This window comes from Streptomyces sp. NPDC052042 (genome assembly GCF_044548345.1).
Lineage (GTDB): Bacteria > Actinomycetota > Actinomycetes > Streptomycetales > Streptomycetaceae > Streptomyces.
This window is the reverse complement of record NZ_JBIUBU010000002.1, coordinates 270317-296214: the sequence shown is the minus strand read 5'-3', so window position 1 is coordinate 296214 and position 25898 is coordinate 270317. Positions and strand designations below refer to the sequence as shown.

Below are 25898 nucleotides of genomic sequence, written 5' to 3'. Positions count from 1 at the left end.
GGCGGCGTACGACACCCGGGAGCCCACGGCCCGGCCCGGCGCACGGCGGTCCCTGAGCACGGCGGCCCGCGGCGGCGTACGGTCGGGACATGCGCATTGTCATCGCAGGTGGACATGGTCAGATCGCGCTGCGGCTGGAGCGGCTGCTCACCGCGCGCGGGTACGAGGCGGTCGGCATCATCCGTGCTCAGGACCAGAGCGCGGACGTCCGGGCGACCGGCGCCGAACCGGTCGTCCTGGACCTGGAGTCGGCCTCCGTGGACGACGTGGCGGCGGTGCTGCGTGGCGCCGACGCGGCGGTCTTCGCGGCGGGCGCGGGTCCGAACAGCGGCGCACCCCGCAAGGACACGGTGGACCGCGGCGCGGCCGTGCTGCTCGCGGACGCGGCCGAGCGGGCCGGTGTACGACGCCTGGTCGTGGTCTCGTCGAGGGGCGCCGATCCGGACCACCAGGGCGACGAGGTCTTCGACGCGTATCTGCGTGCGAAGGGCGCCGCGGACGCGTACGTGCGCTCCAGGACTGCGCTGGACTGGACGATCCTGCGCCCCGGCATGCTGACGAACGACGCGGGCACGGGACTGGTCCGGCTGACCGTCTCGGCCGGGCGCGGGCCGGTGCCGCGCGACGACGTGGCCGCGGCGCTGCTGGAGCTGCTGGAGACCCCGGCCACGGCGGGGCTGACGCTGGAGCTCGTCTCGGGGAACGTGCCGGTGTCGGTCGCGGTGAAGGACGTGGCGGGGAACTGAGCCCCTCGGCGCCCCCGGGCCACGGGCGGCCGACGGCGTTCGCGGCGGCGTGGAACCGACGGCGTCCTCCCGCGCACGAGGCCGGCACGGCGTGCGCGGGCCGCGCTCGCCTCAGTCGCGCGGGGCCGGGCGGACCGTGATGCCGTGGCGCTCCAGCAGGGCGGCGGTGACGCCGTCGCCCTCGCGGAGCACGCCCGTGAACGAACCGTCGTAGACCGTGCCGCGCCCGCAGGAGGGGCTGCGGGCCATCAGCAGCGCCTCGGTGCACCCGGCCCCACGCGCGGCCTCCAGCGCGCGCTCCGCGCCGTCCACGAACTCGCGCGTCACGTCGTGCCCGGCGTCGTCGACGACGCGGGCGCGGCCGTCCAGCACATCGTGGCCGTCGCCGCCGACGATCTCCGCGGGACGCCGCGGGGTGGACAGCCCGGCGGCCACCTCCGGACAGAAGGCGAGGGGCTCGCGCTCCCCGATGGCCTCGGTCACCGCGTCGGACGCCTTGCCCCGGCCGTCGAAGCGGCAGGGCACGCCGCGCAAACAGGCACTGACCAGTACGGGGACGGGGACGGATACAGGTGCAGGCTCCATGCTCACGACCTTCGCAGCAGACCCGTCCACAGGCCAGTGGTCCGGGAAACGAAGAAGGCCCCTGTCCTGTGAACAGGGGCCTTTTCTGTGGCGGCGCCAGGATTCGAACCTGGGAAGGCTGAGCCGGCAGATTTACAGTCTGCTCCCTTTGGCCGCTCGGGCACACCGCCGGGGTTCGCTGCCGTGAGGACCGCTTTTCGGCGGTGCTCCCTGGCAACGACGTAAACGATACCCGATGCCCGGGGGTGCTCCGCCACTGGATTGATCAGCGGCCCGATCGAGTGCGGATGGCTAGGCTTTGACCGGCGGGGCGGGAGGCCGAGAGGCCCACGACGGCCCCGCTCGTACCCCGTTTCCCAGCACCCCCGATCCAAGGAGCCACACGTCATGGCCGACTCCAGTTTCGACATCGTCTCGAAGGTCGAGCGGCAGGAGGTCGACAACGCCCTCAACCAGGCCGCCAAGGAGATCTCGCAGCGTTACGACTTCAAGGGCACCGACGCCTCGATCGCCTGGTCAGGAGAGAAGATCCTGATGTCGGCGAACGGCGAGGAGCGGGTCAAGGCGATCCTCGACATCTTCCAGTCCAAGCTGATCAAGCGCGGCATCTCGCTGAAGGCGCTGGACGCGGGCGAGCCGCAGCTGTCCGGCAAGGAGTACAAGATCTTCGCCTCGATCGAGGAGGGCATCTCCCAGGAGAACGCCAAGAAGGTGGCGAAGATCATCCGCGATGAGGGCCCGAAGGGCGTCAAGGCCCAGGTCCAGGGCGACGAACTGCGGGTCAGCTCGAAGAGCCGGGACGATCTGCAGACCGTCCAGGCCCTGCTGAAGGGCAAGGACCTCGACTTCGCGATCCAGTTCGTGAACTACCGCTAGCACCGGCGCAGGGCAGGCCGCGGCCTGCGAAGACGTCGACTCTTCGGTCGGGGAGGGCGCACCGGGGGCACGGTGCGGAGGCTCCGGGCACGTCGACCCGGTGTGCTCTCCCCGTTCGTCCGCACGGCGGATCCGCCGCATGGCAGGCTGGGGCGGTGATCTCCGACTCCGCCGCTCCCGGCACCCAGCACACCCCGACCGAGCTGACGCCGCTGGAAGGCGGCGAGGTCTTCCGGGGGGCGGGGGCCGGCACGGTGCTGGACTTCTGGCGCTACGCGATGCCCGATCTGCGGACCAACACGACCCGGGGCCTGCTCGCGGAGTTCCTGGTCCACCGCGCGGTCGGCGCGGAAGAGCGCAATGCGGAGTGGGAGAGCTTCGACGTCCTGGCACCGGACGGGCTCAGGATCGAGGTCAAGACGAGCGCCTACCTCCAGGCCTGGGAGCAGCGCCGCCTGTCGCAGATCCGCTTCACCCGGCTGCGCGGACGGGTCTGGACGTCCGAGGCCGAGGATGCCGTGGAACCGACCTACAACGCCGATGTCTATGTCTTCGCACTCCACATCGCGCGCACCCACGCCGCATACGACCCGCTCGACATCGGTCAGTGGCACTTCTACGTCGCCTCGCGCGCATGCGTCGAGGCCACCGGGCAGGCGGGCATGGGCCTGGCCTCCGTGCAGCGGCTCTGCGGGGAACCCGTCGGCTACGACGGGCTCGCGGACCGGATCACGGCCTGTGCCTCGTCGGGGCTCGCGCCCGCCGTGCTCGACATCCCGTCCGCCGGTCGGCCCCACTGACCGGCCGCCTCCCGCTGGAGCGGGAGCGCCACGTGCGGACACCCACCCGGGTACGGGCCCAGCGGGTACGGGCCCGCCCGGGGGCGATGTCCGAATACCGCCGGTCGCGGCGGAGCCGAGGACGCAGACTGGTGAGTGCCGGGCGATGATCCTGTCGCCTTCCGGCACGACGGGCGCGGAGAGGACGAGCCATGACCATGTACGCGACGGTCGACAGCCCGCTGGGTGAACTGCTGCTGGTCGGTGAGGAGGACGCCGGCGCGGGTGGAGGGATCGCGCTCGCCTCGCTCTCCCTTCCCGGTCAGAAGGGCGCCGCGGTCGTCCGGGACGGCTGGGTCCACGCGCCGGACGCCTTCGTGGGGATCGCGGCCCAACTGCGGGAGTACTTCGCGGGGCGGCTGACCCGCTTCGACATCGTGTACGCCGACGGCGCGGGCACCGAGTTCCAGCGCCGGGTGTGGGCCGCGCTCGACACCGTCCCGTACGGGGAGACCGTGTCGTACGGGTGGATCGCCGAGCGGGCGGGGGCGTCCGGAGCGGGTGTGCGGGCCGTGGGCACGGCGATCGGGCGCAATCCGCTGCTGGTCGTCCGGCCGTGCCACCGGGTGATCGGCGCGGACGGGTCCCTGCGGGGCTACGCGGGCGGCCTGGAACGCAAGGAACGGCTTCTGAGGCTGGAAGGCGCTCTGGTGGTGCGCTGACATGTCCGGGCTCTTCCCGAGACCGCGGGCGATCGTCGCGCCCGGGGCCGTGCACGTACCGGAGTGGCTGCCGCCCGAGCGCCGGAGGGAGCTGGTGGCCGCCTGCCGGGAATGGGCGCGGGGGCCGGTGCCGCTGCGGCACACGGTGCTGCCGGGCGGGGGCGTGATGTCCGTGCGGACCGTCTGCCTGGGATGGCACTGGCAGCCGTACCGCTACTCGCGCACGGCCGAGGACGTGAACGGCGCACGGGTCGCCGCATTCCCCGACTGGCTGGCGGAGTTGGGCCGGGAGGCACTGCTGTCCGCGTACGGGAACGAGAGCCTGGTGCGGACGTACGCGCCGGATGCCGCCCTCGTCAACTTCTACGAGGAATCGGCGCGGATGGGCATGCACCAGGACAAGGAGGAGCGGTCCGGTGCCCCGGTGGTGTCGCTCAGCATCGGCGCCACCTGCGTCTTCCGCTTCGGGAACACGGAGAACCGGGGAAGGCCCTATACGGACGTGGAGTTGGCCTCCGGCGACCTGTTCGTCTTCGGCGGGCCGTCGCGCTTCGCCTTCCACGGCGTACCGAGGATCGTCCCCGGGACGGCCGACCCCGAGTCCGGGCTGAACCACGGCCGACTCAACCTGACCCTGCGTGAGACGGGGCTGGGTGCCCCGGCCCGCTCGGGCGCCTCGGACGGCTGGGGCGGCTGGGGCGGCTCGGGCGGCTCGGGCGGCTCGGGCGGCTCGGGCGCCGACGGGCGTTAGCCGACGTACGGGAGCCCCGGGGAGCGATCGACGGACGGCCCGGGGCGGGAGCCGGGCGAGCCGTCGGCGTACGGGAGGCCGCAAGGCCCCGGCGCCGCGGCTCAGACGCGGGCGTGGAAATCGGGCCAGGGCTCCATGTCGGCTTCCTCGTCCTCCGACTCCTCGCAGTGCCACGCGGTGCCGTCCAGCCAGTCGCGCAGCCATGGGGCGAGGCCCGTCTTGTCCACGTACCAGGCGCGCTCCGGCTCGCCGGCGTTCGGCTCGAAGAGCAGGACCGTGGTGTGCTCGTCACGGCAGTCCACACAGGAGTACATCCCGCAGCCCAGGCTGCATATCGGCAGCACGCCCTCCGGCCACGGCCACTCCCCCTCCGCCACTCCCTGGCGGAGCGCGAGGTACTGCGCGACGGCGGACTCCTCCCCGTCCGGCGCCCGGTCGCCGATCAGCGGCAGGAAGCCGTACGCCGGCCCGAAGCCGCCGTTGGCGGTCCGGGTGTACAAGGCGGTCAACAGCGGCGGCAGCGGGAAGCCGAGGGCCGCCTCGGCGCGCTCGACGCCCTCGGTGGTCAGGGGTGCCGGCAGCGGGTACGCCGCCCAGCGCGGCCCGCCGTGCGCGAGCTTCTCCACGTCCGCCAGCAACTGCTCGGTGTCGTTCACGCGTTCATGGTGAATGACGGCACTGACAATCGGCCGGGACGACGGTCCGGGGCGACGGTCCAGGCCGTCGGCCGATACCGGCGGCGGACGGCGCCGCTGGTCGACATACATGGAAGGCTGGTGGCCATGAAGCTGCTGCAACTGATCCTGAACGTCCTGTGGGTGGTGTTCTGCGGGTTCTGGATGGCCCTCGGGTATCTGGTGGCCGCGATCATCTGCTTCGTGCTGATCGTGACGATTCCGTTCGGCATCGCGTCCCTGAGGATCGCGGGCTATGTCCTGTGGCCGTTCGGGCGGACCACCGTGGAGCGGCCCGATGCCGGGGCGCCCTCGTTCATCGGCAATGTCATCTGGCTCGTCTTCGCCGGATGGTGGCTGGCGCTGGGGCACCTGCTGACGAGCATCCCGCTGTTCGTGTCGATCATCGGCATCCCCTTCGGCTGGGCGAACCTCAAGCTGATCCCGATCTCCCTCATGCCGCTGGGACGCGAGGTGGTTCCGAGCGACGAGAGGTTCGGAGCGCGTTAGCGGTCCGCACTAACACGGAACGGAAACGGAACGGAAAGGTTCACGCGGAGCGCTCCGTGCGGTCCGGGCCGATACGCGGGTGCCCGGACCGGCGCGCAGGCGTCCGGACCGGCGCACGGGAGCGGCGGCCTCAGGGGCGGCGGCCCGCCATCTGCTCCAGGCGGGCGATGCGCTCCGCCATCGGAGGATGCGTCGAGAACAGCTTGGACAGGCCCTCACCGGGGCGGAAGGGGTTCGCGATCATCATGTGGCTCGCGGTCTCGATCTTCGGCTCCGGCGGCAGTGGGAGCTGCCTCGTTCCCGCGTCGAGCTTCCGCAACGCACCGGCGAGGGCCAGCGGGTCGCCGGTGAGCTGGGCGCCCGAGGCGTCCGCCTCGTATTCGCGGGAGCGGCTCACGGCCAGTTGGATGACGGAGGCGGCGAGCGGGCCGAGGATCATGATCAGCAGCATGCCGAAGATGCCGGGGCCCTCGTCGTCGTTGGACCGGCCCACCGGGATCAGCCAGGCGAAGTTGACCAGGAACATGACGACGGAGGCGAGCGCCCCGGCGACGGACGAGATCAAGATGTCGCGGTTGTAGACATGGCTGAGCTCGTGTCCGAGAACGCCGCGCAGCTCTCTCTCGTCGAGGATCTGCAGGATTCCCTCCGTGCAGCAGACCGCCGCGTTGCGCGGGTTGCGGCCGGTGGCGAAGGCGTTGGGGGCCTGGGTCGGGGAGATGTAGAGCCGGGGCATGGGCTGCCGGGCGGCCGTCGAGAGCTCGCGGACCATGCGGTACAGCCCCGGCGCCTCGAACTCGCTGACGGGGCGGGCGCGCATCGCCTTCAGGGCCAGCTTGTCGCTGTTCCAGTACGCGTAGGCGTTGGTGCCGACGGCCACGAGGAGCGCGACGATCAGGCCCGTACGTCCGAAGAAGCTTCCGATGACGATGATGAGCGCGGAAAGACCGCCGAGAAGTACGGCGGTCTTGAGCCCGTTGTGCCGGCGGTGCACGGTACGCCCTCCAAGTGGTGCGGCAGGGGAACCCTTTGCTCGGTGGGCTCCACTCCCCCAGTGGAGCCTCCCGTACCGGTCAACGCCAGGCGGGATGAGCTAGTTCCCTTGTGCGTGCCGCCACCGGGCGGCGCCGGGCCGGGGCGCGGGGGGCCGGACGGGCGCTGGGCCGTGCGGGTGGAGGGGCTGCGCGGGCGGCCGGGCGAGGCCCCGTACACGTGGTGGGACGGGCCCCGTGCACATGACGGAAACAGGGCCGGACGGGCCGCTCAGACGGCCGGGCCGGGGTGCGTGCACCCGGCCGTCCGTGTCCGTGCCACGACCGCGGCGGGTCAGCGCTGGGCGGGCAGCCCCGCGACCGCGAGAGCCTTGGGGTCCGGCTCGATCTCGCTGGTGCAGTGGGCGCAGCGGGAGGCGATGGCCGGGATCTCGGTGTAGCAGCGCGGGCAGTCGCGCATGGCGGCCTTGATGTCGACCTTGTCGTCGGTCTTGGAGAAACGGTTCTGGACCTTCGCCATGGGGACAACAACGCCGAAGTAGAGCACGGCCGCGGTGATCAGGAAGGCGATGGCGGCGGCCAGGAACTTTCCGTACGGGAAGACGGTCCCCTCGATCGCGAAGTCCGCGGAGCTGAAGTCGCCGACCGATCCGGTGGCAAGGCCGATCAGCGGCGTGATGAACGCGGTGCTGAATCCGGTGACGACGGCGGTGAACGCGGATCCGACGGCCAGACCGATGGCCATGGAGATGACGTTTCCGCGCAGGATGAAGTCCTTGAACCCGTTCAGCACTGCTCTTGCTCCCTCTGGGGCCTGTGTGTGTCGCGGTGTGCGGTCATAGACCTTGCCCTGTGCGGGCGGTTCCGGGCAAACCGATCTCGGACACGCCGGGGAAGCGGTCCGGGGTGCGTCAGAAGAGGCCGACGGCGGCGAATTCGAGGATGGTCTGCGGTGCTCCGGAGAGCACGATGCCCGCGACGGCGGTGAGCGCGATCGCGAGGGCGACGGGGACCGGGGCACGGTGCCTGGTGGGAGCGGGTGCGGCCGGTGCCGCGGAGGTCTCCTCCGCGGGCCGTTCCGCGGTCGCCTCCTCCGCGGCCTCACCGGGTGTCCCCTCCGGCGCGCGGAAGAGCGCCGCGGTCCACCGCAGGTAGTAGTACAACGCGATCACGACGTTGACGGCCATGACGACCGCGAGCCAGCCGAGTCCCGCGTCGACCGCCGCGGAGAAGACCGTGACCTTGGCGAAGAGGCCGATGACGCCCGGGGGCAGACCGGCCAGGCAGAGCAGGAAGAAGGCCAGCGCCAGGGCGGCGAGGGGGCGGGTGGCGTACAGGCCGCGGTAGTCGGAGAGCCGGTTTCCGGGGCTGGTACGGGCGACGAGCGCGGCGACCGCGAAGGCGCCGAGGTTCACGACGGCGTACATGAGGGCGTACGCGACGGTGGAGCCGACGTGCCGGTCGCTGGCGTACGCGGCGGCGGCGATCGGCACCAGGAGGTAGCCGGCCTGGCCGACGGACGACCAGGCGAGCAGGCGTACGGCGCTGCGGACGCGGTCGGCGTTCTGGCGCAGTGCGGCGACGTTGCCGACGGTCATGGTGAGTGCGGCGAGGACGGCGAGGGCCGGCCCCCAGACGTCGGCGTACGCCGGGAAGCCGATCACGGCGACGAGGATGAGGCCGGAGAAACCGGCCGCCTTGCCGACCACCGAGAGGTAGGCGGCGACCGGCAGGGGGGCGCCTACGTAGGTGTCGGGGACCCAGAAGTGGAAGGGCGCGGCGGCTGTCTTGAAGGCGAAGCCGACGAGGGTGAGGACGACGCCCGCCTCGGCCAGGGTGCCGAGCTGTCCCGGTACGTCGTCGAGCCGGGCGGCCAGCTCCGTGAGGTGGAGGGTGCCGCCGGCCGCGTACACGAAGCTGACGCCGAGGAGCGTGACGGCGGTCGCGGCGACGGAGGTGAGGAAGAACTTCAGCGCGGCTTCGGAGGACCTGCGGTCGCCGCGCTTGAGGCCGACAAGGGCGAAGGCCGGCAGCGAGGCGACTTCGAGGGCGATGACGAGGGTGGCGAGGTCGCGGGCGGCGGGCAGCAGCACGGCGCCGACCGCGGAGGACAGCAGCAGGAACCAGAATTCGCCGGCCGGGAGCCTGCGGGTCTCACCGAGCGAGAGCAGGGCGGTGAGGAGGGCTCCGACGAGGACGAGCACCTGGATGACGAGGGCGAAGTGGTCGGCGGTGTAGCTGCAGGCTCCGAGGGTGCCGGTGCCGGTGGCGGCCGGGGTGAGGCAGAAGGTGGAGCGGTCGCCGTCGCGCAAGGGGATGAGGAGGGCGAGCGCGGTGACGAGTCCGGCGAGGGTGATCAGGCCGAGGACCGGCTTGCGTTCCCTGGGCAGGAAGAGGTCGGTGACCAGGACGATCAGCGCGGTGGCCGCGACGGCGACGGGGGGCGCGATCGCGAGCCAGTCGACGGACTGGACGAGACTGGTGGCGGAGTCGGCGGCCGTGGTGACGAAGCCGGCGGAGGTGTCGGGCGCGGCGGTGACGACACCCGGGATGGCGCTCGGGGCGACGGCGGCTGTGGTCACGACTTGCCTCCTGCGAGGAGCTTCTGCACGGCCGGGTCGGTGAGGCCGAGGAGGACGGCGGGCCACAGACCGGCGAGGACGGTGAGGGCGACGAGCGGGGTCCAGGTGGCGAATTCGTACGGCTGGACGTCGGTGAGCCGCCGGGGTTCCTCGCGCGCTTCGCCGGTCTCGCCCATGCAGACGCGGCGTACGACGATCAGCATGTACGCGGCGGTGAGCAGGGTGCCGAACGCGGCGATCGCCATGAAGGTCAGGAAGGCCGGGCGGCTGAGTCCGTCGGCGGGGCGGAAGGAGCCGAACAGGGCGAGCATCTCGCCCCAGAACCCGGCGAGTCCGGGCAGACCGAGGGAGGCGATCGCGGCGAAGGCGAGGAGACCGCCGAGCCTGGGCGCCCGGCCGTAGAGCGCGGCCCCGGTGGTGCCGGAGAGGGTGTCGAGGTCGGCGGTGCCGTACCGGTCCTTGACGGCGCCGACGAGGAAGAACAGCAGGCCGGTGATGAGGCCGTGGGCGATGTTGGCGAAGAGCGCGCCGTTGACGCCGGTGGGGGTCATGCTCGCGATGCCGAGGAGCACGAAGCCCATGTGCCCGACGGAGGAGTACGCGATGAGGCGCTTCAGGTCGCCCTTGGACCCGGGGCGGGCCAGCGCCAGGCAGGCGAGTGATCCATAGACGATCCCGACCACAGCGAAGGCGGCCAGGTAGGGCGCGAAGGTACGCATGCCGTCGGGGGCGGCGGGAAGCAGGATGCGGACGAATCCGTATGTGCCCATCTTCAGCAGGACACCGGCGAGCAGCACCGAGCCGACGGTGGGGGCGGCGGTGTGGGCGTCGGGCAGCCAGCTGTGCAGGGGCCACATCGGGGTCTTCACGGCGAGCCCGATCCCGATCGCCAGAACGGCGATGACCTGCACGGACGTGGTGAGGCCACGTCCGTTGTCAGTGGCGAGTGCCACCATGTCGAAGGTGCCGCTCTTCAGCCCGATGAGGAGCAGGCCCAGCAGCATGATCACGGAGCCGAGGAGGGTGTAGAGGATGAACTTCCAGGCGGCGGCCTGCCTCCCCGCGCCGCCCCAGCGCGCGATCAGGAAGTACATCGGGATGAGCACCGTCTCGAACGCCAGGAAGAAGAGCACGAGGTCGAGGACGGCGAAGGTCGCGAGAGTGCCGGTCTCCAGGACGAGGACGAGGGCGACGAACGCCTTCGGGGACGGCCCCCCGGCCCGCGGCGTCGGCCGCTGGTGTGGCGGCTTGAAGTAGCTGTACAGCGCGCAGAGGAAGGTCAGCAGCGCGGTCAGTACGAGGAGGGGGAGCGAGATGCCGTCGACACCGAGGTGGATGCGGACGTGGAGCGCCGGGATCCAGCTGATGTCGGTCGTGGCCTGCATCTTCGACGGTTGGTCGTGGTCGAAGCCCGCGGCGAGCAGGAGCACGGCGACGAGGACCGCCCCGGTGACGGTCACCCCGTGGCGGAGCACGGCCTGGTCGGGGCCGGTGCCCTTGAGTCCGGGCGGGGCGGGCAGCAGGGCGGCCACGGCGCCGACGAGCGGAGCGAGGACGACGAACGCGAGAAGGAACTGCATCACGGATTCACTGATATCGATCACGGCTCACGACCCGGCGTTGACGTTGGCGAAGACGACGGCGGCGATCGCCAGGACCAGGGAACCGGCGAGCAGCGCGCCGAGGTAGGTCTGCACGTTGCCGGTCTGGGCACGGCGGACGGCGGCGCCGAGCCAGCGCGCTCCGGTGCCGGAGCCGCGCACATAGGTGTCGACGACCTCGCGGTCCAGGAAGCGGACCAGGCTCGCGGCGGCCCGGACGGGGCGGACGAACAGGGCCGTGTACAGGGCGTCGAGGTGGAAGCCGGTGGCGGCGTGGTGGTGGAGCGGGCCGAGCAGGAGGCGGCCCGGGTCGGCCGGGTCGGGGGCGTCCCCGGCCGTGCCGTAGGCGGCGGTGTGCGCGGTCAGCGCCTCCGCCTCGACGAGGGCGGGTTCGGCGTCGGGGTGGGCGGCGGCGGTGCCCACGGCGGTACGGGCGGCGAGTGCCGAGGTGTGGCGCCAGGCGCCGTAGGTGACGAGGCCGCCGATGAGTCCGACGCCCGTGGAGAGGACGGCGGTGGTGAGGGACGGGGTGAGGTCGTGGCCGTCGAACCAGTCGCCGATCGCGCCGGCGGTCAGGCCGAAGGCCATGGTGGGAACGGCGAGGACCCACAGGACGGAGGTCATCGCGAGCGGCTGGCGGCCGTGGTCCGGGGCTGCGGGGCCGCGGCCCCGGAAGGTGAGGAGCCAGAGGCGGGTGGCGTACGCGGCGGTGAGGGCGGCGGTGAGCAGCCCGGCGACGAGGACGGTCCAGCCCGCGGCGGACGGGGCGACGTGCCGCTCCCCGAGCGCGGTGTGCTCGGCGGCGACGAGGACGGCTTCCTTGGAGAAGAAGCCGGCGAACGGCGGGATGGCGGCGAGCGCGAGGAGGGCGACGGTCATCGTCCAGTAGGCGTCCGGGATGCGCTTCGCCAGGCCGCCCATGCGGGACATGGCGGCGAGTGAGTTGGTCCCGGCGGCATGGATGACGACGCCCGCCGCGAGGAAGAGGACGGCCTTGAACGCGCCGTGCGAGAGGAGGTGGAAGACGGCGGCACCGCGGTCGCCGACGGCCAGGGCCCCGGCCATGTAGCCGAGCTGCCCGATCGTCGAGTAGGCGAGGACGCGCTTGATGTCGTCCTGGGCGAGGGCGGCGAGGGCGGAACCGGTCATCGTGACGGCGGCCATCACACCGAGGACGACGAGCGCCGCGCCGGACTGCGCGAAGACGGGCAGGAGCCGGGCGACGAAGTAGATGCCGGCGGCGACCATCGTCGCGGCGTGGATCAGCGCGGAGACGGGGGTGGGGCCGGCCATCGCGTCGGGCAGCCAGGTGTGCAGGGGGAACTGCGCGGACTTGCCGGCCACACCCGCGAGGAGCAGCAGGGCGATGAGCGTGGGGTGGTCGAGGCCGCCGTTCGCGACGGCGCCCAGGATGCGGGTGATGCGGAAGGACCCGGTGTCGGCGGCGAGGGCGAGCAATCCGATCAGGAAGGGGACGTCGCCGAGCTTGGTGACCAGGAACGCCTTGAGGGAGGCGGCGCGGGCCTCGGGCGTCTCCCAGTAGTGGCCGATGAGGAAGTACGAGCAGATGCCCATGATCTCCCAGCCGACCAGCAGCACCATCAGGTCGCCGGAGTAGACGACGAGGAGCATCGCGGAGGTGAAGAGGGAGACGAGGGCGGCGTAGGAGGGGTAGCGGGGGTCGTCGCGGAGGTAGGCGGTGGAGTAGATCTGCACGCAGGTCGCGACGAGCCCGACCAGGACGGCGACGAGGACCGCGAAGCCGTCGAGGTGCAGGGCGAGGTCGATCGGCACGGACCCGGTGGGGGTGAGCCGGGTCGCCGCGTCGACGGCCGGTCCGCCGCCCTGGCGCCAGGCGACGACGGCGGCGAGCAGGAAGGCGGTGAGGGTGGGCAGTACGGCGAGGGGGCGTACGAAGCCGGGGGCGGTGCGTCCGAGCAGGAGGCCGGCCGCGGCGCCGAGGAACGGGAGAAGGGGGACGAGGACGGCGAGGGTCGTGGTGGTCACGCGGTGGCCTCTGCCTTCTGTGCCGTCCCTGCCGGAGCAGTGGCCTGGTCTGCGGTGTCGGGACGCCCGGCCGCCTCGGTGCCGGAGAGTGCCGCGTCGTCGGGGAGCGTCTCGGCGGCGTCGGTCTCGGCGGTGTCGCGCAGACGGTCGATGTCCGAGGTGCCCCGGTTGCGATACACGGCGAGGACGACGGCCAGGCCGATACCGATCTCCGCCGCCGCGACGACGATGATGAAGAGCGTGAGGGCTTGGCCCGCGTGGAGGGTGTCGCGGAGCCAGGCGTCGAAGGCGACCAGGTTGAGGTTGACGGCGTTGAGCATCAGCTCGACGGACATCAGGACCAGGATCGCGTTGCGGCGGGCGAGCACCCCGTACAGCCCGGTGCAGAAGAGGAGGACGGCGAGCACGGCGGGGTAGGCGAGGTGCATCAGCTCTGCTCCTTACCGCGCTTGCGGGACAGGACGACGGCGCCGACGAGGGCGGCGAGCAGCAGGACGGAGAGCGCCTCGAACGGCAGCACCCAGTGCCGGAAGAGGGACTCACCGGTCACTTCGGTGGAGCCTCCGGCCGGTCCGCCGAGGTCGATCCAGGTGGTGCGGAAGGCGTCGACGACGATCCAGACGAGCGTGCCCGCGGCGGCCGCCGCGACACCGAGGGCCACCCAGCGGTTTCCGGAGTCGGCGTCCGGGGAGCGGCCGATGGGGGCCTTGGTGAGCATCAGCCCGAAGAGGAGGAGGACGACCACGGAACCGACGTAGATCAGCACCTGGACCCAGGCGATGAACTCGGCGGTGAGCAGGAGGTACTCGATGGCGAGCCCGCCGAGCGCCACGACCAGCCAGAGCGCGGCGTGCACCAGTTGCCGGGTCGTGACGGTGATGAGGGCGGCGCCGAGGGTGGCGAGGCCGACGAGCACGAAGACGATCTCGATGCCGGTCGGAGAAAGGAACCCCGAGGGCGCGGACGGTATGGACGAGACGGAAGAGGCGGAAGAGGCAGAAGCGACGGCGTGGACGGAGTCGGCGGACAGAGCCGCGATGGCTGCGAGTGTCACTCCTTCCCCTCTCCTTCCTTCTGGTCCTTGTGTTGCTTCTGTTCCTCCCGGGCCTGCGGGGCCTCGGCGGTTTCCTGGGCCTCGATGGTCTGCTGGGCCTCCTGCGCCTCCTTGGCGCGCTGGGCCTCGATCTTCTCCGCCGTCTTACGGGCCGCGGAGAGCTCCTTCGGCTCCTCGGCACCCGTGTCGAGGGCGGGCGGTTCGGGCACCGTCCACATCCATGCGCGGAGCTTGTCCCGCTCATGGGTGAGTTCGAGGATGTCCGTCTCGGCGTACTCGAACTCGGGCGACCAGAACAGTGCGTCGAAGGGGCACACCTCGACGCAGATGCCGCAGTACATGCAGAGCGAGAAGTCGATCGCGAAGCGGTCGAGGACGTTGCGGCTGCGCTCGCGTCCGCCCGGGGTGGCGGGCGGCACCGTCTCCTTGTGGGAGTCGATGTAGATGCACCAGTCCGGGCACTCGCGGGCGCAGAGCATGCAGACCGTGCAGTTCTCCTCGAACAGCGCGATGACGCCGCGGGACCGGGGCGGAAGCTCGGGCTGGACGTCGGGGTACTGCGCGGTGACGTGCTTCCGCGTCATCGTCCGCAGCGTGACGGCCAGGCCCTTGGCCAGTCCGGAGCCGGGAATGCGGGGCCGGGAGGGCGAAAGGGACTCGGTCATGAGTTGATCGCCACCTTCACGATGCCGGTGAGCGCGATCTGCGCGAGGGCGAGCGGGATGAGCGTGGTCCAGGCGAGCTTCTGGAGCTGGTCCTCGCGGAGACGGGGGTAGGTCACCCGCAGCCAGATGACGACGAAGGCGAGGATCGCGGTCTTGAGGAGCGTCCACAGCCAGCCGAGTCCGTCGGCTCCGAACGGTCCGTGCCAGCCGCCGAGGAAGAGGACGGTGGTCAGCCCGCACAGTACGACGATGCCCGCGTACTCGGCGAGCAGGAACAGCGCGAAGCGCAGCCCGGTGTACTCGGTGTAGGCGCCGAAGATGATCTCCGAGTCCGCGACCGGCATGTCGAACGGCGGGCGCTGGAGCTCGGCGAGCCCCGCCACGAAGAAGACCAGCGCTCCGGTGATCTGCCAGGGCAGCCACCACCATGCGAAGGCGTCGATGATGCCCGGGAGGGACACGGTTCCGGCGGCCATCGCGACGGAGGCGGCGGCGAGCAGCATCGGCAGCTCGTACGCGAGCAGCTGGGCGGCCGTACGCAGTCCGCCAAGCAGCGAGAACTTGTTGGCCGAGGCCCACCCGGCCATCAGCGAGCCGAGCACGCCGACGCCCATCACGGCGAGCACGAAGAAGACGCCCGCGTCGACGACCTGTCCGACCGCGCCCTCGCCGGGGCCGATCGGAATGACGACGAGCACGAGGAGGTACGGGAGCAGCGCGACGGCCGGGGCGATCTGGAAGACGCGGCGGTCGGCCTCGGCCGGTACGACGTCCTCCTTCTGCGCGAACTTCACGCCGTCCGCGACAAGCTGCGCCCAGCCGTGGAAGCCGCCCGCGTACATGGGCCCGAGGCGGCCCTGCATATGGGCCATCACCTTGTGCTCGGTCTGCCCCACGACGAGCGGCAGGACCAAGAACGCCACGAAGACGATGACGAGCCGGAGGGCGACGTCGAGTACGTCGTTCACGCGGTACCGCCTCCGTCGGGACGATCGGGGGTCTCGGACTGCTCGGACCGCTCACCGGGCTCCGGCTGACCGGGGCCTTCGGGCCGCTCGGACCGCTCGGACCGCTCCTCGGGAGGCGTCGGCTGATCGGAGGCAGCGGTGGGGGCGGTCCCGGAGCCGGGGGCGGCCCCGGAGCCAGGGGTCTCGGGCGCGTCGAAGGCCGGGCGGGCGTGGTGCCAGGGGGCGTCGCCGCTTCCGGTCCTCGGCTTCGGGCCGGTCGGTGCCGGGCCGGCCGGCGGCTTCGGGCCCGTCTCCGGCGTGGGCGCCGACGCGGGAGCGGACGGTCCGGACTCGGACGGCCTCGCGGACGGTCCCGTGGCGGGCGGTCCGGCCGAGCCCGGCTCGGTGGCCTCGTGGCGCTGGCTGGCAGAGCCCTGGGACACGCTGCGGTTGCGGCGCGGGCGCGGTGCGGGGGGCGCGGCCTCGGCCGATGCCTCCGTCGTCGGCTGCTGGCTGGCCGAGCCCTGGCTCGCGCTGCGGGTACGCCGTACCGGGCGGTCGCCCGCCGCACGCGGGGTGCGGGCCGGGCGGGACGGGGCGGGTGGGAGCTGGCCCTTCAGCGGGCCCCACTCGTTCGGGTCGGGCACGCCGGGCGGCAGCATCGTGCGCCGCTTCGGGCCGCCGTGCTCCGACTCGCCCGGCTCCTTCGCGCCCGGCCACGCCTTGGCGACGCGGGCCGCCAGGACGAAGTCCTTGCGCAGCGGATGTCCCTCGAACCCTTCGGGCAGCAGCAGCGGCACCAGATGGGGGTGGCCCTCGAAGCCGATGCCGAACATCTCGTGCGTCTCGCGCTCGTGCCAGGCGGCGCCCGCGTAGACATGGATGGCCGTGGGGAGCGACGGGGCGTCGTGCGGAACGGTCGTACGGACAAGGAGCCGCCGGACCGTGCCCTTCTCCAGGGCCGCGACATGGGCGCAGACCCGGAAGCCGGTGCCCGGCTCGTCCACCGCGCTCAGCCAGTCGAAGTAGGTGCAGCCCAGCCGGTCGCGGGCCGTTTCGAGGGCGGCGGTCCAGGAGCCGGCGGGCACGTCGACGGTCAGCAGGTCGTACGCCCGCTCGGCGGTCGCGCCCTCGCCGAAGAGTTCGACGGCGGCGTCCGGCAACCGGTCGTAGGCGGCGGGGTCGTGAGCGTTCCGCTCGTGGCCGCTTCGCGCCCGGTCGTCCCGGTCACGGCCCTCGCTGTTCGTGTGGGCTTCGCGGCTCTCGTGGTCGCGGTTCTCCGTTCCGGTCACTTCCGCTCCTCCCCCGGCACCGGCGGGGCGGCGACCAGCCCGCTGCGCAGTGCGGCGGTGGACGGACGGCCGGCGCCGCCCGCCGCGTACCGCTCGCCCAGCGACTCGCGGGCGATCTTCTCCTGGAGCTTGAGGATGCCCTGGAGCAGCGCCTCGGGGCGCGGTGGGCAGCCTGGGACGTAGACGTCGACCGGGATGATCTGGTCGACCCCCTTCGTCACGGAGTACGAGTCCCAGTACGGGCCGCCGCAGTTGGAGCAGGCGCCGAAGGAGATGACGTACTTGGGCTCGGGCATCTGCTCGTACAGCCGCTTCACGGCCGGGGCCATCTTGTCCGTCACCGTGCCGGAGACGATCATCAGATCGGCCTGGCGGGGGCCTGGCGCGAACGGGATCACCCCGAGCCGGATGAAGTCGTGCCGGGCCATGGAGGCGGCGATGAACTCGATGGCGCAGCAGGCCAGGCCGAAGTTGAAGACCCACAGGCTGTAGCGGCGGCCCCAGTTCAGGACCACCTTCATCGGCTCGGGGGCGAGGCGCGACAGGACGCCGAGCCGCTTGGGCTCCGGCAGGAACGTCGGAACGGGCTGCGGTTCGGTCTCCGTCGCGGTGGCGGGATCGGTCTCCACCGCAGTGGCCGGTCCGGTGCCCGTCCCGGGCGCGGTTTCCGTTCCCGGATCCGCCTCGGGCCGGTGCTCGGGGGGCGGCGGGCTCGTCACGTCCATTCGAGGACGCCCTTCTTCCATGCGTAGAGCAGTCCTACGGCCAGGAAGCCGAGGAAGATGAACATCTCCACCAGGGTCGTCACCCCATACCCGGGTGCGGCGAATACCGTCGCCCAGGGAAACAGGAAGATCGAATCGACGGCGAAGATCACGTACAGGAAGGCATACACGTAATAACGGACCTGGGTATGTGCCCATCCTTCACCCACCGGGTCCACGCCGCACTCGTACGTCAGGAGCTTTTCCTGAGTGGGCACCACGGGGCGCAGCAGCCGCCCTGCCCCGAACGCGACGGCGACGAACAGCACGCCGATCACGGCGAGCAGTCCGACCACCGAATAGGTGTGGAAGTAATCCGACGCGAGAACAGCCGATTCCGGCAGGTCCGCCACGTCCGTCCCCTCGCTCCCTGGTTCAGTTCCGTTCGACGACGTCGTACGCAGAAGTTGTACGCACGGGAGTCTAGGCCCTGTTAAAGGGAAGGTAAGCAGCCGCGTCGGACAACGGGTGGGGATATCCCTACTTCACGCCACCCACGAACCCCATGGCCAGGCGCGGCCTCCGCCCGGCAGGCTGGGGGCATGACCATGAGCCCCCTGGTGCCCGCCGACGATGTGCCGCCTCCCGCCCGCTTCGCCCTCGACCGGTGGACGTGGAGGGAGATCGCCTACCTCCTGGCGAACCTTCCCATGGCCACCGCCGGGTTTATTTACGCGGTGTTCATGATCGGAGTCGGTGTGGGGCTCTCGGTCACCGTGGTCGGGCTGCCCCTGCTCGCCGCCGGACTGCACGGAGCGCGACTGGTGGGGAAGGCCGAGCGGGCCCGGGCGCGGTCGCTGCTCGGGGTGCGGATCGACGAGCCCAGCCCGGTGACGCGCTCCCGCACGGAGCAGGGGTTCTTCCCGTGGCTGTGGTCGAGCCTGAAGGATCCCGTGGGCTGGCGGGCGGTGCTGTACAGCTTCGTCCGGCTGCCCTGGGGGGTGCTCACCTTCGCCGTGATGTCGGTGAGCTTCTTCCTGCTGTGGCCGGTGCTCCCCTTCCTCGCGCGGTTCCTGGCCAATGCCGACCGGATGATGGCGCGGGGGCTGCTCTCCCCCTCGGACGAGCTGGAGCGGCGGATCGCGGAGCTGGAGTCGGACCGGGGGGTGGTCGTGGACACCGCCGCCGCCGACCTGCGCCGCATCGAACGCGACCTCCACGACGGCGCACAGGCCCGCCTCGTCGCCCTCGCCATGGACCTCGGCCTCGCCAAGGAAAAACTCACCCACGACCCCCAAGCCGCCGCCCGCATGGTCGACGAAGCCCACGGCGAAGTGAAGACCGCCCTCCAGGAACTCCGCGACCTCGCCCGAGGCATCCACCCCGCCGTCCTCACCGACCGAGGACTCGACGCCGCACTCTCCTCCATCGCCACCCGCTGCACCGTCCCCGTCACGGTCTCGGTGGATCTGCCCGCACGTCCGGCGGCGGCGATCGAGGGCATCGCCTACTTCACCGTGTCCGAGCTGCTGCAGAACATCAGCAAGCACAGCGGAGCCCGCTCCGCCTCCGTCGACGTATGGCGGGCCGGGGACCGGCTCATGCTCCAGGTCATCGACAACGGCCGCGGCGGCGCGGACCTCACCTCGGGCAGCGGACTCGCCGGTCTGTCCGAACGGCTGGGAGCCGTCGACGGGCTGTTCGTCCTCGACTCGCCGACGGGTGGCCCCACGACAGTCACTGCGGAGCTGCCCTGGCGGAGCAGGTAACGGGAGCGGGGCGGGCAACGGGAACGGGGCGGGCAACGGGAACGGAGCCCGGGTGAGGACCGGGAGCGGGGCCAGGGCCGGGACCGGCCGGGCAGGCCCCGGGACCGGAACGGCGGCCGAGCGCGTCCGCCCCCACCGGACGCGCCCGAACCCCGCCGGTACTTCTCCGCACCTCACCTCACGGACGGGCGTGTGCGCACGCACGGGGAAGCCCACAAACCGACCGAGCACACCCGCCCCCACCGCACGCGTACGAGCCAAGCCGAGCCGAACGCGGAAACGCATGCCGCATGCGCACGAACCGGCCGGGCGCACCCTCGGCGCACCCTCGGCGTGCCCGCGGTCGGGCCCGGCACGAAGGGGCGCCCCCGGCCCCACGGCGGCCGACGCCCCTCGGGGGTGGGGAAAACCCCCGGCCGAAGAGGGATATCGCCCTCATGGTGCGCGGGCCCGCGCACCAGCACTCTTGAACCACGGGCCCGAGGCCCGCCCTCCAGCAGACCGCCGAGCAGAACGAGAAGAAACGGACACCGCCCATGGCCACGGCATACGGACCTGATTCCCGGGACCACCAGCGGTCCGGAGCCGGTTTCGGGGACCAAGCCCCGGTGAAGCACTTCCTGCCCGCCGGGCTGCGCGCACCCTTCGAGGGCAGGACCCTGCGGGAGCTCGGATACCTGTCGCTGAGCCTGGTGATCAGTCCCGTTCTGTTCGCCTTCGCGCTCGGCCTGACGACCGCGGGCATCGGGACTCTGATCACCTTCCTCGGGGTGCCGATCCTGGCCGGAGCGCTGGCGATGTGCCGCGGCTTCGGCGCGTTCGAACGGGCCCGGGCACGCGGGCTGCTGCACCTGGACGTCGCGGAACCGGAGCCGGTGTACGGCAAGACCGGTGGAGCGATGTCCTGGATGGGCGCGGTCCTCAAGAACGGGGCGTCATGGCGGCACCTGCTCTACATGCTGCTGCACTTCCCGTGGGCGATCTTCGCCGGCACCGTCTCGCTGACGTTCTGGGCGACCGGGTGGGCCGTCTTCACCTATCCGCTGTGGCAGTGGGTGTTCCCGACCTACGTGGGGACCGGAGGCATCCAGCTGTACGGAGACGACCACCACCGGGTCTATCTCGACTCGCCCTTCGAAGTGGCCGCGACCAGTGTGTGCGGTCTGGTCCTCGTCCTCTTCACGCCGTGGCTCATCCGCGGGCTGGCGAGTGTGGACCGGCTGATGGTGGCGGGGCTGCTCGGTCCGTCCCGGCTGGCCACGCGCGTCAACGAGCTGGAGTCGGACCGGGGGGTGGTCGTGGACACCGCCGCCGCCGACCTGCGCCGCATCGAACGCGACCTCCACGACGGCGCACAGGCCCGCCTCGTCGCCCTCGCCATGGACCTCGGCCTCGCCAAGGAAAAACTCACCCACGACCCCCAAGCCGCCGCCCGCATGGTCGACGAAGCCCACGGCGAAGTGAAAACCGCCCTCCAGGAACTCCGCGACCTCGCCCGAGGCATCCACCCCGCCGTCCTCACCGACCGAGGACTCGACGCCGCACTCTCCTCCATCGCCACCCGCTGCACCGTCCCCGTCACCGTGGAGGCCGACCTGCCGTCCCGGCCCGCCCCGGCCATCGAGGGCATCGCCTACTTCACCGTGTCCGAGCTGCTGCAGAACATCAGCAAGCACAGCGGAGCCCGCTCCGCCTCCGTCGACGTATGGCGGGCCGGGGACCGGCTCATGCTCCAGGTCATCGACAACGGCCACGGCGGCGCCGACCTCACCTCGGGCAGCGGACTCGCCGGCCTGTCCGAACGGCTCGACGCGGTGGACGGCGTGCTCGTCGTGGACTCCCCGCAGGGGGGCCCAACGCGGATCACGGCCGAGCTGCCCTGGCGCGGCTGAACCCGTAAGTGCCCCACCGCGTCACCCGCCGTGTGCCCGCGTGCGTCTCTTCCCACCCCGGGCTCCAGCGTGCGTCTCTTCCACCCCGGGCTCCCGCGCGCATCTCCTCGTACCCCGTGCTCCGGCGCGCACTCTTTCCCACCCCGTGCTCCCGTGCGCGTCGCTGTTCACCCCATGTGCTCCGGCGCGCATCTCTTCGCACCCGTGCTCCCGCGTCACAACCTTCACATCCCAAGCTCCCGGCCGCCGCACAGGACCACAATCAAGCCTGTGCGGCGGCCGGACGCACGAAACCGCGAACACCACGAATACTGGGATGCTGAACGGCGTACGAGCGGGCCCCGCGAACAGTGCGGGACCGGCACGTACGGAACCGGCAGACGGTGGGCGCGAAAGCGGCGGACCGTCTGCGGGACGGCAGACGGTACGGAACCGGCAGACGGTAGGCGGAACCGGCGAGTGATCGCGTGGGACCGGGAAGCGATGGGGGACGGGAAGGTTCATGGTGGAGGACAGGGTGCGGGTGGTCATCGCCGAGGATTCGGTGCTGCTCCGGGAGGGGCTCACCCGACTGCTGACCGATCTCGGGCACGAGGTCGTCGCGGGGGTGGGCGACGCCGAGGCGCTGATCAGGACGGTGTGCGACCTCGCCGGCCAGGACGCGCTGCCCGACGTGGTGGTCGCCGACGTACGAATGCCGCCGACCCACACCGACGAGGGCGTCCGGGCGGCCGTGCGGCTGCGCAAGGAGTACCCGGGGGTCGGGGTCCTGGTCCTTTCACAGTATGTGGAGGAGAGGTACGCGACCGAGCTGCTGGCCGGTTCCAGCCGAGGCGTCGGCTATCTGCTGAAGGACCGCGTCGCCGAGGTCCGGGAGTTCGTGGACGCGGTGGTCCGGGTGGCGCGGGGCGGCACGGCACTGGACCCGGAGGTGGTGGCGCAGTTGCTGGGCCGCAGCCGGAAACAGGACGTCCTGGCCGGGCTGACGCCGCGCGAGCGGGAGGTCCTCGGTCTGATGGCGGAGGGGCGGACGAACTCCGCCGTGGCCAGGCAGCTGGTGGTGAGCGACGGCGCCGTGGAGAAACACGTCAGCAACATCTTCCTGAAGCTGGGCCTGTCCCCGAGTGAGGGGGATCACCGCAGGGTGCTGGCCGTGCTGACCTATCTGAACTCCTGACGAGCCGCCGTCTCGTCGGGCACCCGACGCGGGCCACCCGGCCGGGTGCGGTCGGCACGCCACGCGCCCCGGCGACGGACCGTGCCCCGGACGGGGTGGAATCCGCGGCCTCCGGGCAGAAATCTCACGGCCGGGGACCGCGCCCCGGGCGCGTCCGGCCCGCGATCGGGCAAGCCGGGGCGCACCCCGGAAGGCCGGAGCCGCGGCCCCGGAAAGCCGGGGGTCACACCCCGGGACACCGGGGTCCTACAACCAAAGAATGAACGCACCACTTCTTCGATCGAACGACTTGGGGGGATTGCAAACCATGACAAAACTGCACGGAAGCGCGTCTCATCATTGTGTCCACCATGTGACCGGTCCAGGGAAGGCGACCCTTACCGTCGTAGGGTGGGCCCCGGGACCGTCGGCGGGCCGGCCGGTCCCGAGCCGCCGTGAGGGAGGTCCAGTTCAGTGACCAGCCAGGTCAGTAGCCCAGCCGGACAGGCCGATGAGGCCGGCGAGGCGCTTGTCGGGGGGCAGGGTGCCTCCCGCTCCGGTCACGCGGGCGCCGGGGACAAAGAGGTGCGCCGTCTCGACCGCGTGATCATCCGGTTCGCGGGTGACTCCGGTGACGGTATGCAGCTGACGGGTGACCGGTTCACGTCGGAGACGGCGTCGTTCGGGAACGACCTGTCGACGCTGCCGAACTTCCCCGCCGAGATCCGTGCTCCCGCCGGCACGCTGCCGGGGGTCTCGTCGTTCCAGCTGCATTTCGCGGACCACGACATCCTCACCCCCGGGGACGCCCCGAACGTGCTGGTCGCGATGAACCCCGCCGCGCTGAAGGCGAACATCAAGGACGTACCGCGCGGCGCCGAGATCATCGTGAACACCGACGAGTTCACCAAGCGCCCCATGGCGAAGGTCGGGTACGACAGCAACCCCCTTGAGGACGGCTCGCTGGACGCCTACAGCGTCCACCCGGTGCCGCTGACCACGCTCACGATCGAGGCGCTCAAGGAGTTCGGACTCTCCCGCAAGGAGGCCGAGCGCAGCAAGAACATGTTCGCGCTGGGTCTGCTGTCGTGGATGTATCACCGGCCGACCGAGGGCACCGAGGCGTTCCTGCGGGCGAAGTTCGCGAAGAAGCCGCAGATCGCCGAGGCGAACGTGACCGCCTTCCGGGCCGGGTGGAACTTCGGTGAGACCACCGAGGACTTCGCCGTGTCCTACGAGGTGGCACCCGCCACGCACGCGTTCCCGACGGGCACGTACCGCAACATCTCGGGGAACCTGGCCCTGTCCTACGGGCTGATCGCCGCGGCCCGGCAGGCGGACCTGCCGCTCTACCTGGGCTCGTACCCGATCACCCCGGCCTCGGACATCCTGCACGAGCTGTCCCGGCACAAGAACTTCGGTGTGCGCACCTTCCAGGCCGAGGACGAGATCGCCGGCATCGGCGCGGCGCTGGGCGCGGCCTTCGGCGGCTCGCTCGCCGTGACGACCACCTCCGGCCCCGGTGTGGCGCTGAAGTCCGAGACGATCGGGCTGGCGGTGTCCCTGGAGCTGCCGCTGCTGATCGTGGACATCCAGCGGGGCGGGCCCTCGACGGGGCTGCCGACCAAGACCGAGCAGGCGGATCTGCTCCAGGCAATGTACGGGCGCAACGGCGAGGCCCCGGTGCCGGTCGTGGCGCCCCGCACCCCGGCGGACTGCTTCGACGCGGCGCTGGACGCGGCCCGGATCGCGCTCACCTACCGCACTCCGGTGTTCCTGCTCTCGGACGGCTACCTGGCCAACGGCTCCGAGCCGTGGCGGGTCCCCGGCCCGGACGAGCTGCCCGATCTGCGTGTCCGGTTCGCCACCGGCCCGAACCACGAGCTGGCCGACGGCACCGAGGTCTTCTGGCCCTACAAGCGCGACCCGCAGACGCTGGCCCGGCCCTGGGCCGTGCCCGGCACCCCCGGTCTCGAACACCGCATCGGCGGCATCGAGAAGCAGGACGGCACCGGCAACATCTCCTACGACCCGGCCAACCACGACTTCATGGTCCGCACCCGCCAGGCCAAGATCGACAACATCCAGGTCCCCGACGTCGAGGTCGACGACCCGGACAACGCGCGCACCCTCGTGCTGGGCTGGGGTTCCACCTACGGTCCCATCACCGCCGCCGTCCGCCGCCTGCGCGCCGGCGACCACCCCATCGCACAGGCCCACCTGCGCCATCTCAACCCCTTCCCCGCCAACCTCGGCGAGGTGCTGGCGCGCTACGAGAGGGTGATCGTGCCGGAGATGAACCTCGGCCAGCTCGCCACCCTCATCCGCGCCAAGTACCTCGTCGACGCCCACAGCCACACCCAGGTCAACGGAATGCCGTTCAAGGCCGAACAGCTCGCGGCGGTCCTCAAGGAGGCCATCGATGCCTGACGCCAACGAACTCCTCCAGCTGGTGCCCAAGGCCGAGGCCAAGCAGTCCATGAAGGACTTCAAGTCCGACCAGGAAGTCCGCTGGTGCCCCGGCTGCGGCGACTACGCCGTCCTCGCCGCCGTCCAGGGCTTCATGCCCGAGCTCGGCCTGGCCAGGGAGAACATCGTGTTCGTCTCCGGCATCGGCTGCTCCTCCCGCTTCCCGTACTACATGAACACCTACGGGATGCACTCCATCCACGGCCGCGCCCCGGCGATCGCCACCGGTCTGGCCACCTCCCGCCGCGACCTGTCGGTGTGGGTCGTGACCGGCGACGGCGACGCCCTGTCCATCGGCGGCAACCACCTCATCCACGCCCTGCGCCGCAACGTCAACCTCAAGATCCTGCTGTTCAACAACCGGATCTACGGGCTGACCAAGGGCCAGTACTCCCCCACCTCCGAGACCGGCAAGATCACCAAGTCGACCCCGATGGGCTCCCTCGACGCCCCGTTCAACCCGGTGTCCCTGGCCCTGGGTGCGGAGGCGTCCTTCGTCGCCCGCACCATCGACTCCGACCGCAAGCACCTCACGAGCGTGCTGCGCGCCGCCGCCGACCACCCCGGCACCGCGCTGGTGGAGATCTACCAGAACTGCAACATCTTCAACGACGGCGCCTTCGAAGCCCTCAAGGACAAGGAGCGCGCCCAGGACGCCGTGATCCGTCTGGAGCACGGTCAGCCGATCCGTTTCGGCGCAGCCGCCGAGGACGGTCTCGGTGCCAAGGGCGTCGTCCGCGACCCCGCCACCGGTGATCTGGAGGTCGTCGCGGTCTCCGACGACAACCGGGACCGCGTCCTGGTCCACGACGCGCACGCCGCGTCCCCGACCACGGCCTTCGCGCTCTCCCGGCTCGCCGACCCCGACACCCTCCACCAGACCCCCATCGGGGTCCTGCGCAGCGTGGACCGGCCGGTCTACGACACGCAGATGGCCGAACAGCTCGACGCCGCCGTCGAGCGCAACGGCAAGGGCGACCTCGCCGCGCTCCTCGCGGGCAACGACACCTGGACCGTCGTCGGCTGACGGCCGGTCACGAGCGTCCGCTGTCGCCGGACGGGCTGAAATTCGGGCCCGTCCGGCGTTTGCGTACCGGTGGGCGGCCGTCGGGCCACCACCATGTG

The 25898-nt window shown here is 71.5% G+C and carries 25 protein-coding genes and 1 tRNA gene; 11 read left to right on the top strand and 15 right to left on the bottom strand.

Annotated features, from left to right (window positions below):
• Positions 1-89: 89 nt before the first annotated feature.
• Entirely contained in the window at positions 90-746 is a 657-nt protein-coding gene (locus tag ACIHCL_RS06550; protein ID WP_399857605.1) for an SDR family oxidoreductase, read from the top strand.
• Between the two features lie 111 nt (positions 747-857).
• Here ACIHCL_RS06550 and ACIHCL_RS06545 read toward each other — a convergent pair whose 3' ends face one another.
• Positions 858-1331 (bottom strand): DUF523 domain-containing protein, encoded by a 474-nt coding sequence (locus ACIHCL_RS06545; RefSeq protein ID WP_399857603.1) that lies wholly within the window; start codon positions 1329-1331, stop codon positions 858-860.
• Between the two features lie 88 nt (positions 1332-1419).
• A tRNA-Tyr gene (locus tag ACIHCL_RS06540) sits at positions 1420-1501 on the bottom strand.
• 217 nt (positions 1502-1718) lie between these two features.
• Here ACIHCL_RS06540 and ACIHCL_RS06535 point away from each other — a divergent pair.
• From ACIHCL_RS06535 to ACIHCL_RS06520, 4 genes are all read left to right on the top strand, one after another.
• On the top strand, positions 1719-2207 hold the full coding sequence (locus ACIHCL_RS06535; protein ID WP_399857600.1) for a YajQ family cyclic di-GMP-binding protein: 489 nt from the start codon (positions 1719-1721) through the stop codon (positions 2205-2207).
• 155 nt (positions 2208-2362) lie between these two features.
• Positions 2363-3007 carry a hypothetical protein gene (locus ACIHCL_RS06530; protein WP_399857598.1) on the top strand — a complete coding sequence of 215 codons (645 nt, stop codon included), beginning with the start codon at positions 2363-2365 and terminating at the stop codon, positions 3005-3007.
• Between the two features lie 191 nt (positions 3008-3198).
• On the top strand, positions 3199-3708 hold the full coding sequence (locus ACIHCL_RS06525) for a methylated-DNA--[protein]-cysteine S-methyltransferase (protein ID WP_399857595.1): 510 nt from the start codon (positions 3199-3201) through the stop codon (positions 3706-3708).
• Position 3709: 1 nt separating this feature from the next.
• On the top strand, positions 3710-4459 hold the full coding sequence (locus tag ACIHCL_RS06520) for an alpha-ketoglutarate-dependent dioxygenase AlkB family protein (protein ID WP_399857592.1): 750 nt from the start codon (positions 3710-3712) through the stop codon (positions 4457-4459).
• Positions 4460-4560: 101 nt separating this feature from the next.
• On the opposite strand, the gene ACIHCL_RS06515 is transcribed toward ACIHCL_RS06520, so the two are convergent.
• A complete protein-coding gene (locus ACIHCL_RS06515; RefSeq protein WP_399857590.1) occupies positions 4561-5115 on the bottom strand; it encodes an SMI1/KNR4 family protein in 555 nt (184 codons plus the stop codon).
• A 126-nt stretch (positions 5116-5241) separates the two neighbouring features.
• Here ACIHCL_RS06515 and ACIHCL_RS06510 point away from each other — a divergent pair, with 126 nt between their 5' ends.
• On the top strand, positions 5242-5643 hold the full coding sequence (locus ACIHCL_RS06510; RefSeq protein ID WP_399857587.1) for a YccF domain-containing protein: 402 nt from the start codon (positions 5242-5244) through the stop codon (positions 5641-5643).
• 130 nt (positions 5644-5773) lie between these two features.
• On the opposite strand, the gene htpX is transcribed toward ACIHCL_RS06510, so the two are convergent.
• From htpX to ACIHCL_RS06450, 12 genes are all read right to left on the bottom strand, one after another.
• Positions 5774-6637 (bottom strand): zinc metalloprotease HtpX, encoded by an 864-nt coding sequence (gene htpX, locus ACIHCL_RS06505; protein WP_399857584.1) that lies wholly within the window; start codon positions 6635-6637, stop codon positions 5774-5776.
• A 332-nt stretch (positions 6638-6969) separates the two neighbouring features.
• Complete coding sequence (locus ACIHCL_RS06500; RefSeq protein ID WP_399857581.1) at positions 6970-7428, bottom strand: MscL family protein; 459 nt, start codon at positions 7426-7428, stop codon at positions 6970-6972.
• Between the two features lie 118 nt (positions 7429-7546).
• Positions 7547-9187, bottom strand: a complete 1641-nt coding sequence (locus tag ACIHCL_RS06495; RefSeq protein WP_399858048.1) for an NADH-quinone oxidoreductase subunit N — start codon at positions 9185-9187, stop codon at positions 7547-7549.
• A 26-nt stretch (positions 9188-9213) separates the two neighbouring features.
• On the bottom strand, positions 9214-10797 hold the full coding sequence (locus tag ACIHCL_RS06490) for a NuoM family protein (protein ID WP_399857578.1): 1584 nt from the start codon (positions 10795-10797) through the stop codon (positions 9214-9216).
• A 27-nt stretch (positions 10798-10824) separates the two neighbouring features.
• A complete protein-coding gene (locus ACIHCL_RS06485; protein WP_399857575.1) occupies positions 10825-12825 on the bottom strand; it encodes an NADH-quinone oxidoreductase subunit L in 2001 nt (666 codons plus the stop codon).
• The gene (gene nuoK, locus ACIHCL_RS06480) at positions 12822-13253 is read right to left on the bottom strand and encodes an NADH-quinone oxidoreductase subunit NuoK (RefSeq protein ID WP_399857572.1); all 432 of its coding nucleotides are present in this window, start codon (positions 13251-13253) and stop codon (positions 12822-12824) included. The genes ACIHCL_RS06485 and nuoK overlap by 4 nt, the downstream gene beginning before the upstream one ends.
• Positions 13253-13795, bottom strand: coding sequence for an NADH-quinone oxidoreductase subunit J (locus ACIHCL_RS06475; RefSeq protein WP_399858046.1), 543 nt, complete (start codon positions 13793-13795; stop codon positions 13253-13255). The genes nuoK and ACIHCL_RS06475 overlap by 1 nt, the downstream gene beginning before the upstream one ends.
• A gap of 80 nt (positions 13796-13875) precedes the next feature.
• Positions 13876-14544 carry a 4Fe-4S binding protein gene (locus ACIHCL_RS06470; RefSeq protein ID WP_399857570.1) on the bottom strand — a complete coding sequence of 223 codons (669 nt, stop codon included), beginning with the start codon at positions 14542-14544 and terminating at the stop codon, positions 13876-13878.
• The gene (locus tag ACIHCL_RS06465) at positions 14541-15512 is read right to left on the bottom strand and encodes an NADH-quinone oxidoreductase subunit H (protein ID WP_399857568.1); all 972 of its coding nucleotides are present in this window, start codon (positions 15510-15512) and stop codon (positions 14541-14543) included. Before ACIHCL_RS06465 ends, ACIHCL_RS06470 begins: the two co-directional genes overlap by 4 nt.
• Complete coding sequence (locus ACIHCL_RS06460) at positions 15509-16654, bottom strand: NADH-quinone oxidoreductase subunit C (RefSeq protein WP_399858043.1); 1146 nt, start codon at positions 16652-16654, stop codon at positions 15509-15511. Before ACIHCL_RS06460 ends, ACIHCL_RS06465 begins: the two co-directional genes overlap by 4 nt.
• A gap of 125 nt (positions 16655-16779) precedes the next feature.
• Positions 16780-17508, bottom strand: coding sequence for an NADH-quinone oxidoreductase subunit B (locus tag ACIHCL_RS06455; RefSeq protein WP_399857565.1), 729 nt, complete (start codon positions 17506-17508; stop codon positions 16780-16782).
• On the bottom strand, positions 17499-17900 hold the full coding sequence (locus ACIHCL_RS06450) for an NADH-quinone oxidoreductase subunit A (protein WP_399857563.1): 402 nt from the start codon (positions 17898-17900) through the stop codon (positions 17499-17501). The genes ACIHCL_RS06455 and ACIHCL_RS06450 overlap by 10 nt, the downstream gene beginning before the upstream one ends.
• A 189-nt stretch (positions 17901-18089) precedes the next feature.
• On the opposite strand from ACIHCL_RS06450, the gene ACIHCL_RS06445 reads away from it, so the two are divergent.
• From ACIHCL_RS06445 to ACIHCL_RS06425, 5 genes are all read left to right on the top strand, one after another.
• Entirely contained in the window at positions 18090-19256 is a 1167-nt protein-coding gene (locus tag ACIHCL_RS06445) for a sensor histidine kinase (protein ID WP_399857561.1), read from the top strand.
• Positions 19257-19792: 536 nt separating this feature from the next.
• Positions 19793-21148: a sensor histidine kinase gene (locus tag ACIHCL_RS06440; protein ID WP_399857558.1), complete on the top strand. Its 1356-nt coding sequence runs from the start codon at positions 19793-19795 to the stop codon at positions 21146-21148.
• A 502-nt stretch (positions 21149-21650) separates the two neighbouring features.
• Positions 21651-22325: a LuxR C-terminal-related transcriptional regulator gene (locus tag ACIHCL_RS06435; protein ID WP_399857555.1), complete on the top strand. Its 675-nt coding sequence runs from the start codon at positions 21651-21653 to the stop codon at positions 22323-22325.
• 453 nt (positions 22326-22778) lie between these two features.
• Positions 22779-24734, top strand: coding sequence for a 2-oxoacid:acceptor oxidoreductase subunit alpha (locus ACIHCL_RS06430; RefSeq protein ID WP_399857552.1), 1956 nt, complete (start codon positions 22779-22781; stop codon positions 24732-24734).
• Positions 24727-25800: a 2-oxoacid:ferredoxin oxidoreductase subunit beta gene (locus tag ACIHCL_RS06425; protein ID WP_399857550.1), complete on the top strand. Its 1074-nt coding sequence runs from the start codon at positions 24727-24729 to the stop codon at positions 25798-25800. Before ACIHCL_RS06430 ends, ACIHCL_RS06425 begins: the two co-directional genes overlap by 8 nt.
• Positions 25801-25898: the final 98 nt, after the last annotated feature.

Coding starts and splice junctions, on each gene's coding strand:
- ACIHCL_RS06550 (WP_399857605.1), top strand. CDS start 90: ATGCGCATTGTCATCGCAGGTGGACATGGTCAGATCGCGCTGCGGCTG.
- ACIHCL_RS06545 (WP_399857603.1), bottom strand. CDS start 1,331: ATGGAGCCTGCACCTGTATCCGTCCCCGTCCCCGTACTGGTCAGTGCC.
- ACIHCL_RS06535 (WP_399857600.1), top strand. CDS start 1,719: ATGGCCGACTCCAGTTTCGACATCGTCTCGAAGGTCGAGCGGCAGGAG.
- ACIHCL_RS06525 (WP_399857595.1), top strand. CDS start 3,199: ATGACCATGTACGCGACGGTCGACAGCCCGCTGGGTGAACTGCTGCTG.
- ACIHCL_RS06520 (WP_399857592.1), top strand. CDS start 3,710: ATGTCCGGGCTCTTCCCGAGACCGCGGGCGATCGTCGCGCCCGGGGCC.
- ACIHCL_RS06510 (WP_399857587.1), top strand. CDS start 5,242: ATGAAGCTGCTGCAACTGATCCTGAACGTCCTGTGGGTGGTGTTCTGC.
- ACIHCL_RS06490 (WP_399857578.1), bottom strand. CDS start 10,797: ATGCAGTTCCTTCTCGCGTTCGTCGTCCTCGCTCCGCTCGTCGGCGCC.
- nuoK (WP_399857572.1), bottom strand. CDS start 13,253: ATGCACCTCGCCTACCCCGCCGTGCTCGCCGTCCTCCTCTTCTGCACC.
- ACIHCL_RS06470 (WP_399857570.1), bottom strand. CDS start 14,544: ATGACCGAGTCCCTTTCGCCCTCCCGGCCCCGCATTCCCGGCTCCGGA.
- ACIHCL_RS06455 (WP_399857565.1), bottom strand. CDS start 17,508: ATGGACGTGACGAGCCCGCCGCCCCCCGAGCACCGGCCCGAGGCGGAT.
- ACIHCL_RS06445 (WP_399857561.1), top strand. CDS start 18,090: ATGACCATGAGCCCCCTGGTGCCCGCCGACGATGTGCCGCCTCCCGCC.
- ACIHCL_RS06440 (WP_399857558.1), top strand. CDS start 19,793: ATGGCCACGGCATACGGACCTGATTCCCGGGACCACCAGCGGTCCGGA.
- ACIHCL_RS06435 (WP_399857555.1), top strand. CDS start 21,651: ATGGTGGAGGACAGGGTGCGGGTGGTCATCGCCGAGGATTCGGTGCTG.
- ACIHCL_RS06425 (WP_399857550.1), top strand. CDS start 24,727: ATGCCTGACGCCAACGAACTCCTCCAGCTGGTGCCCAAGGCCGAGGCC.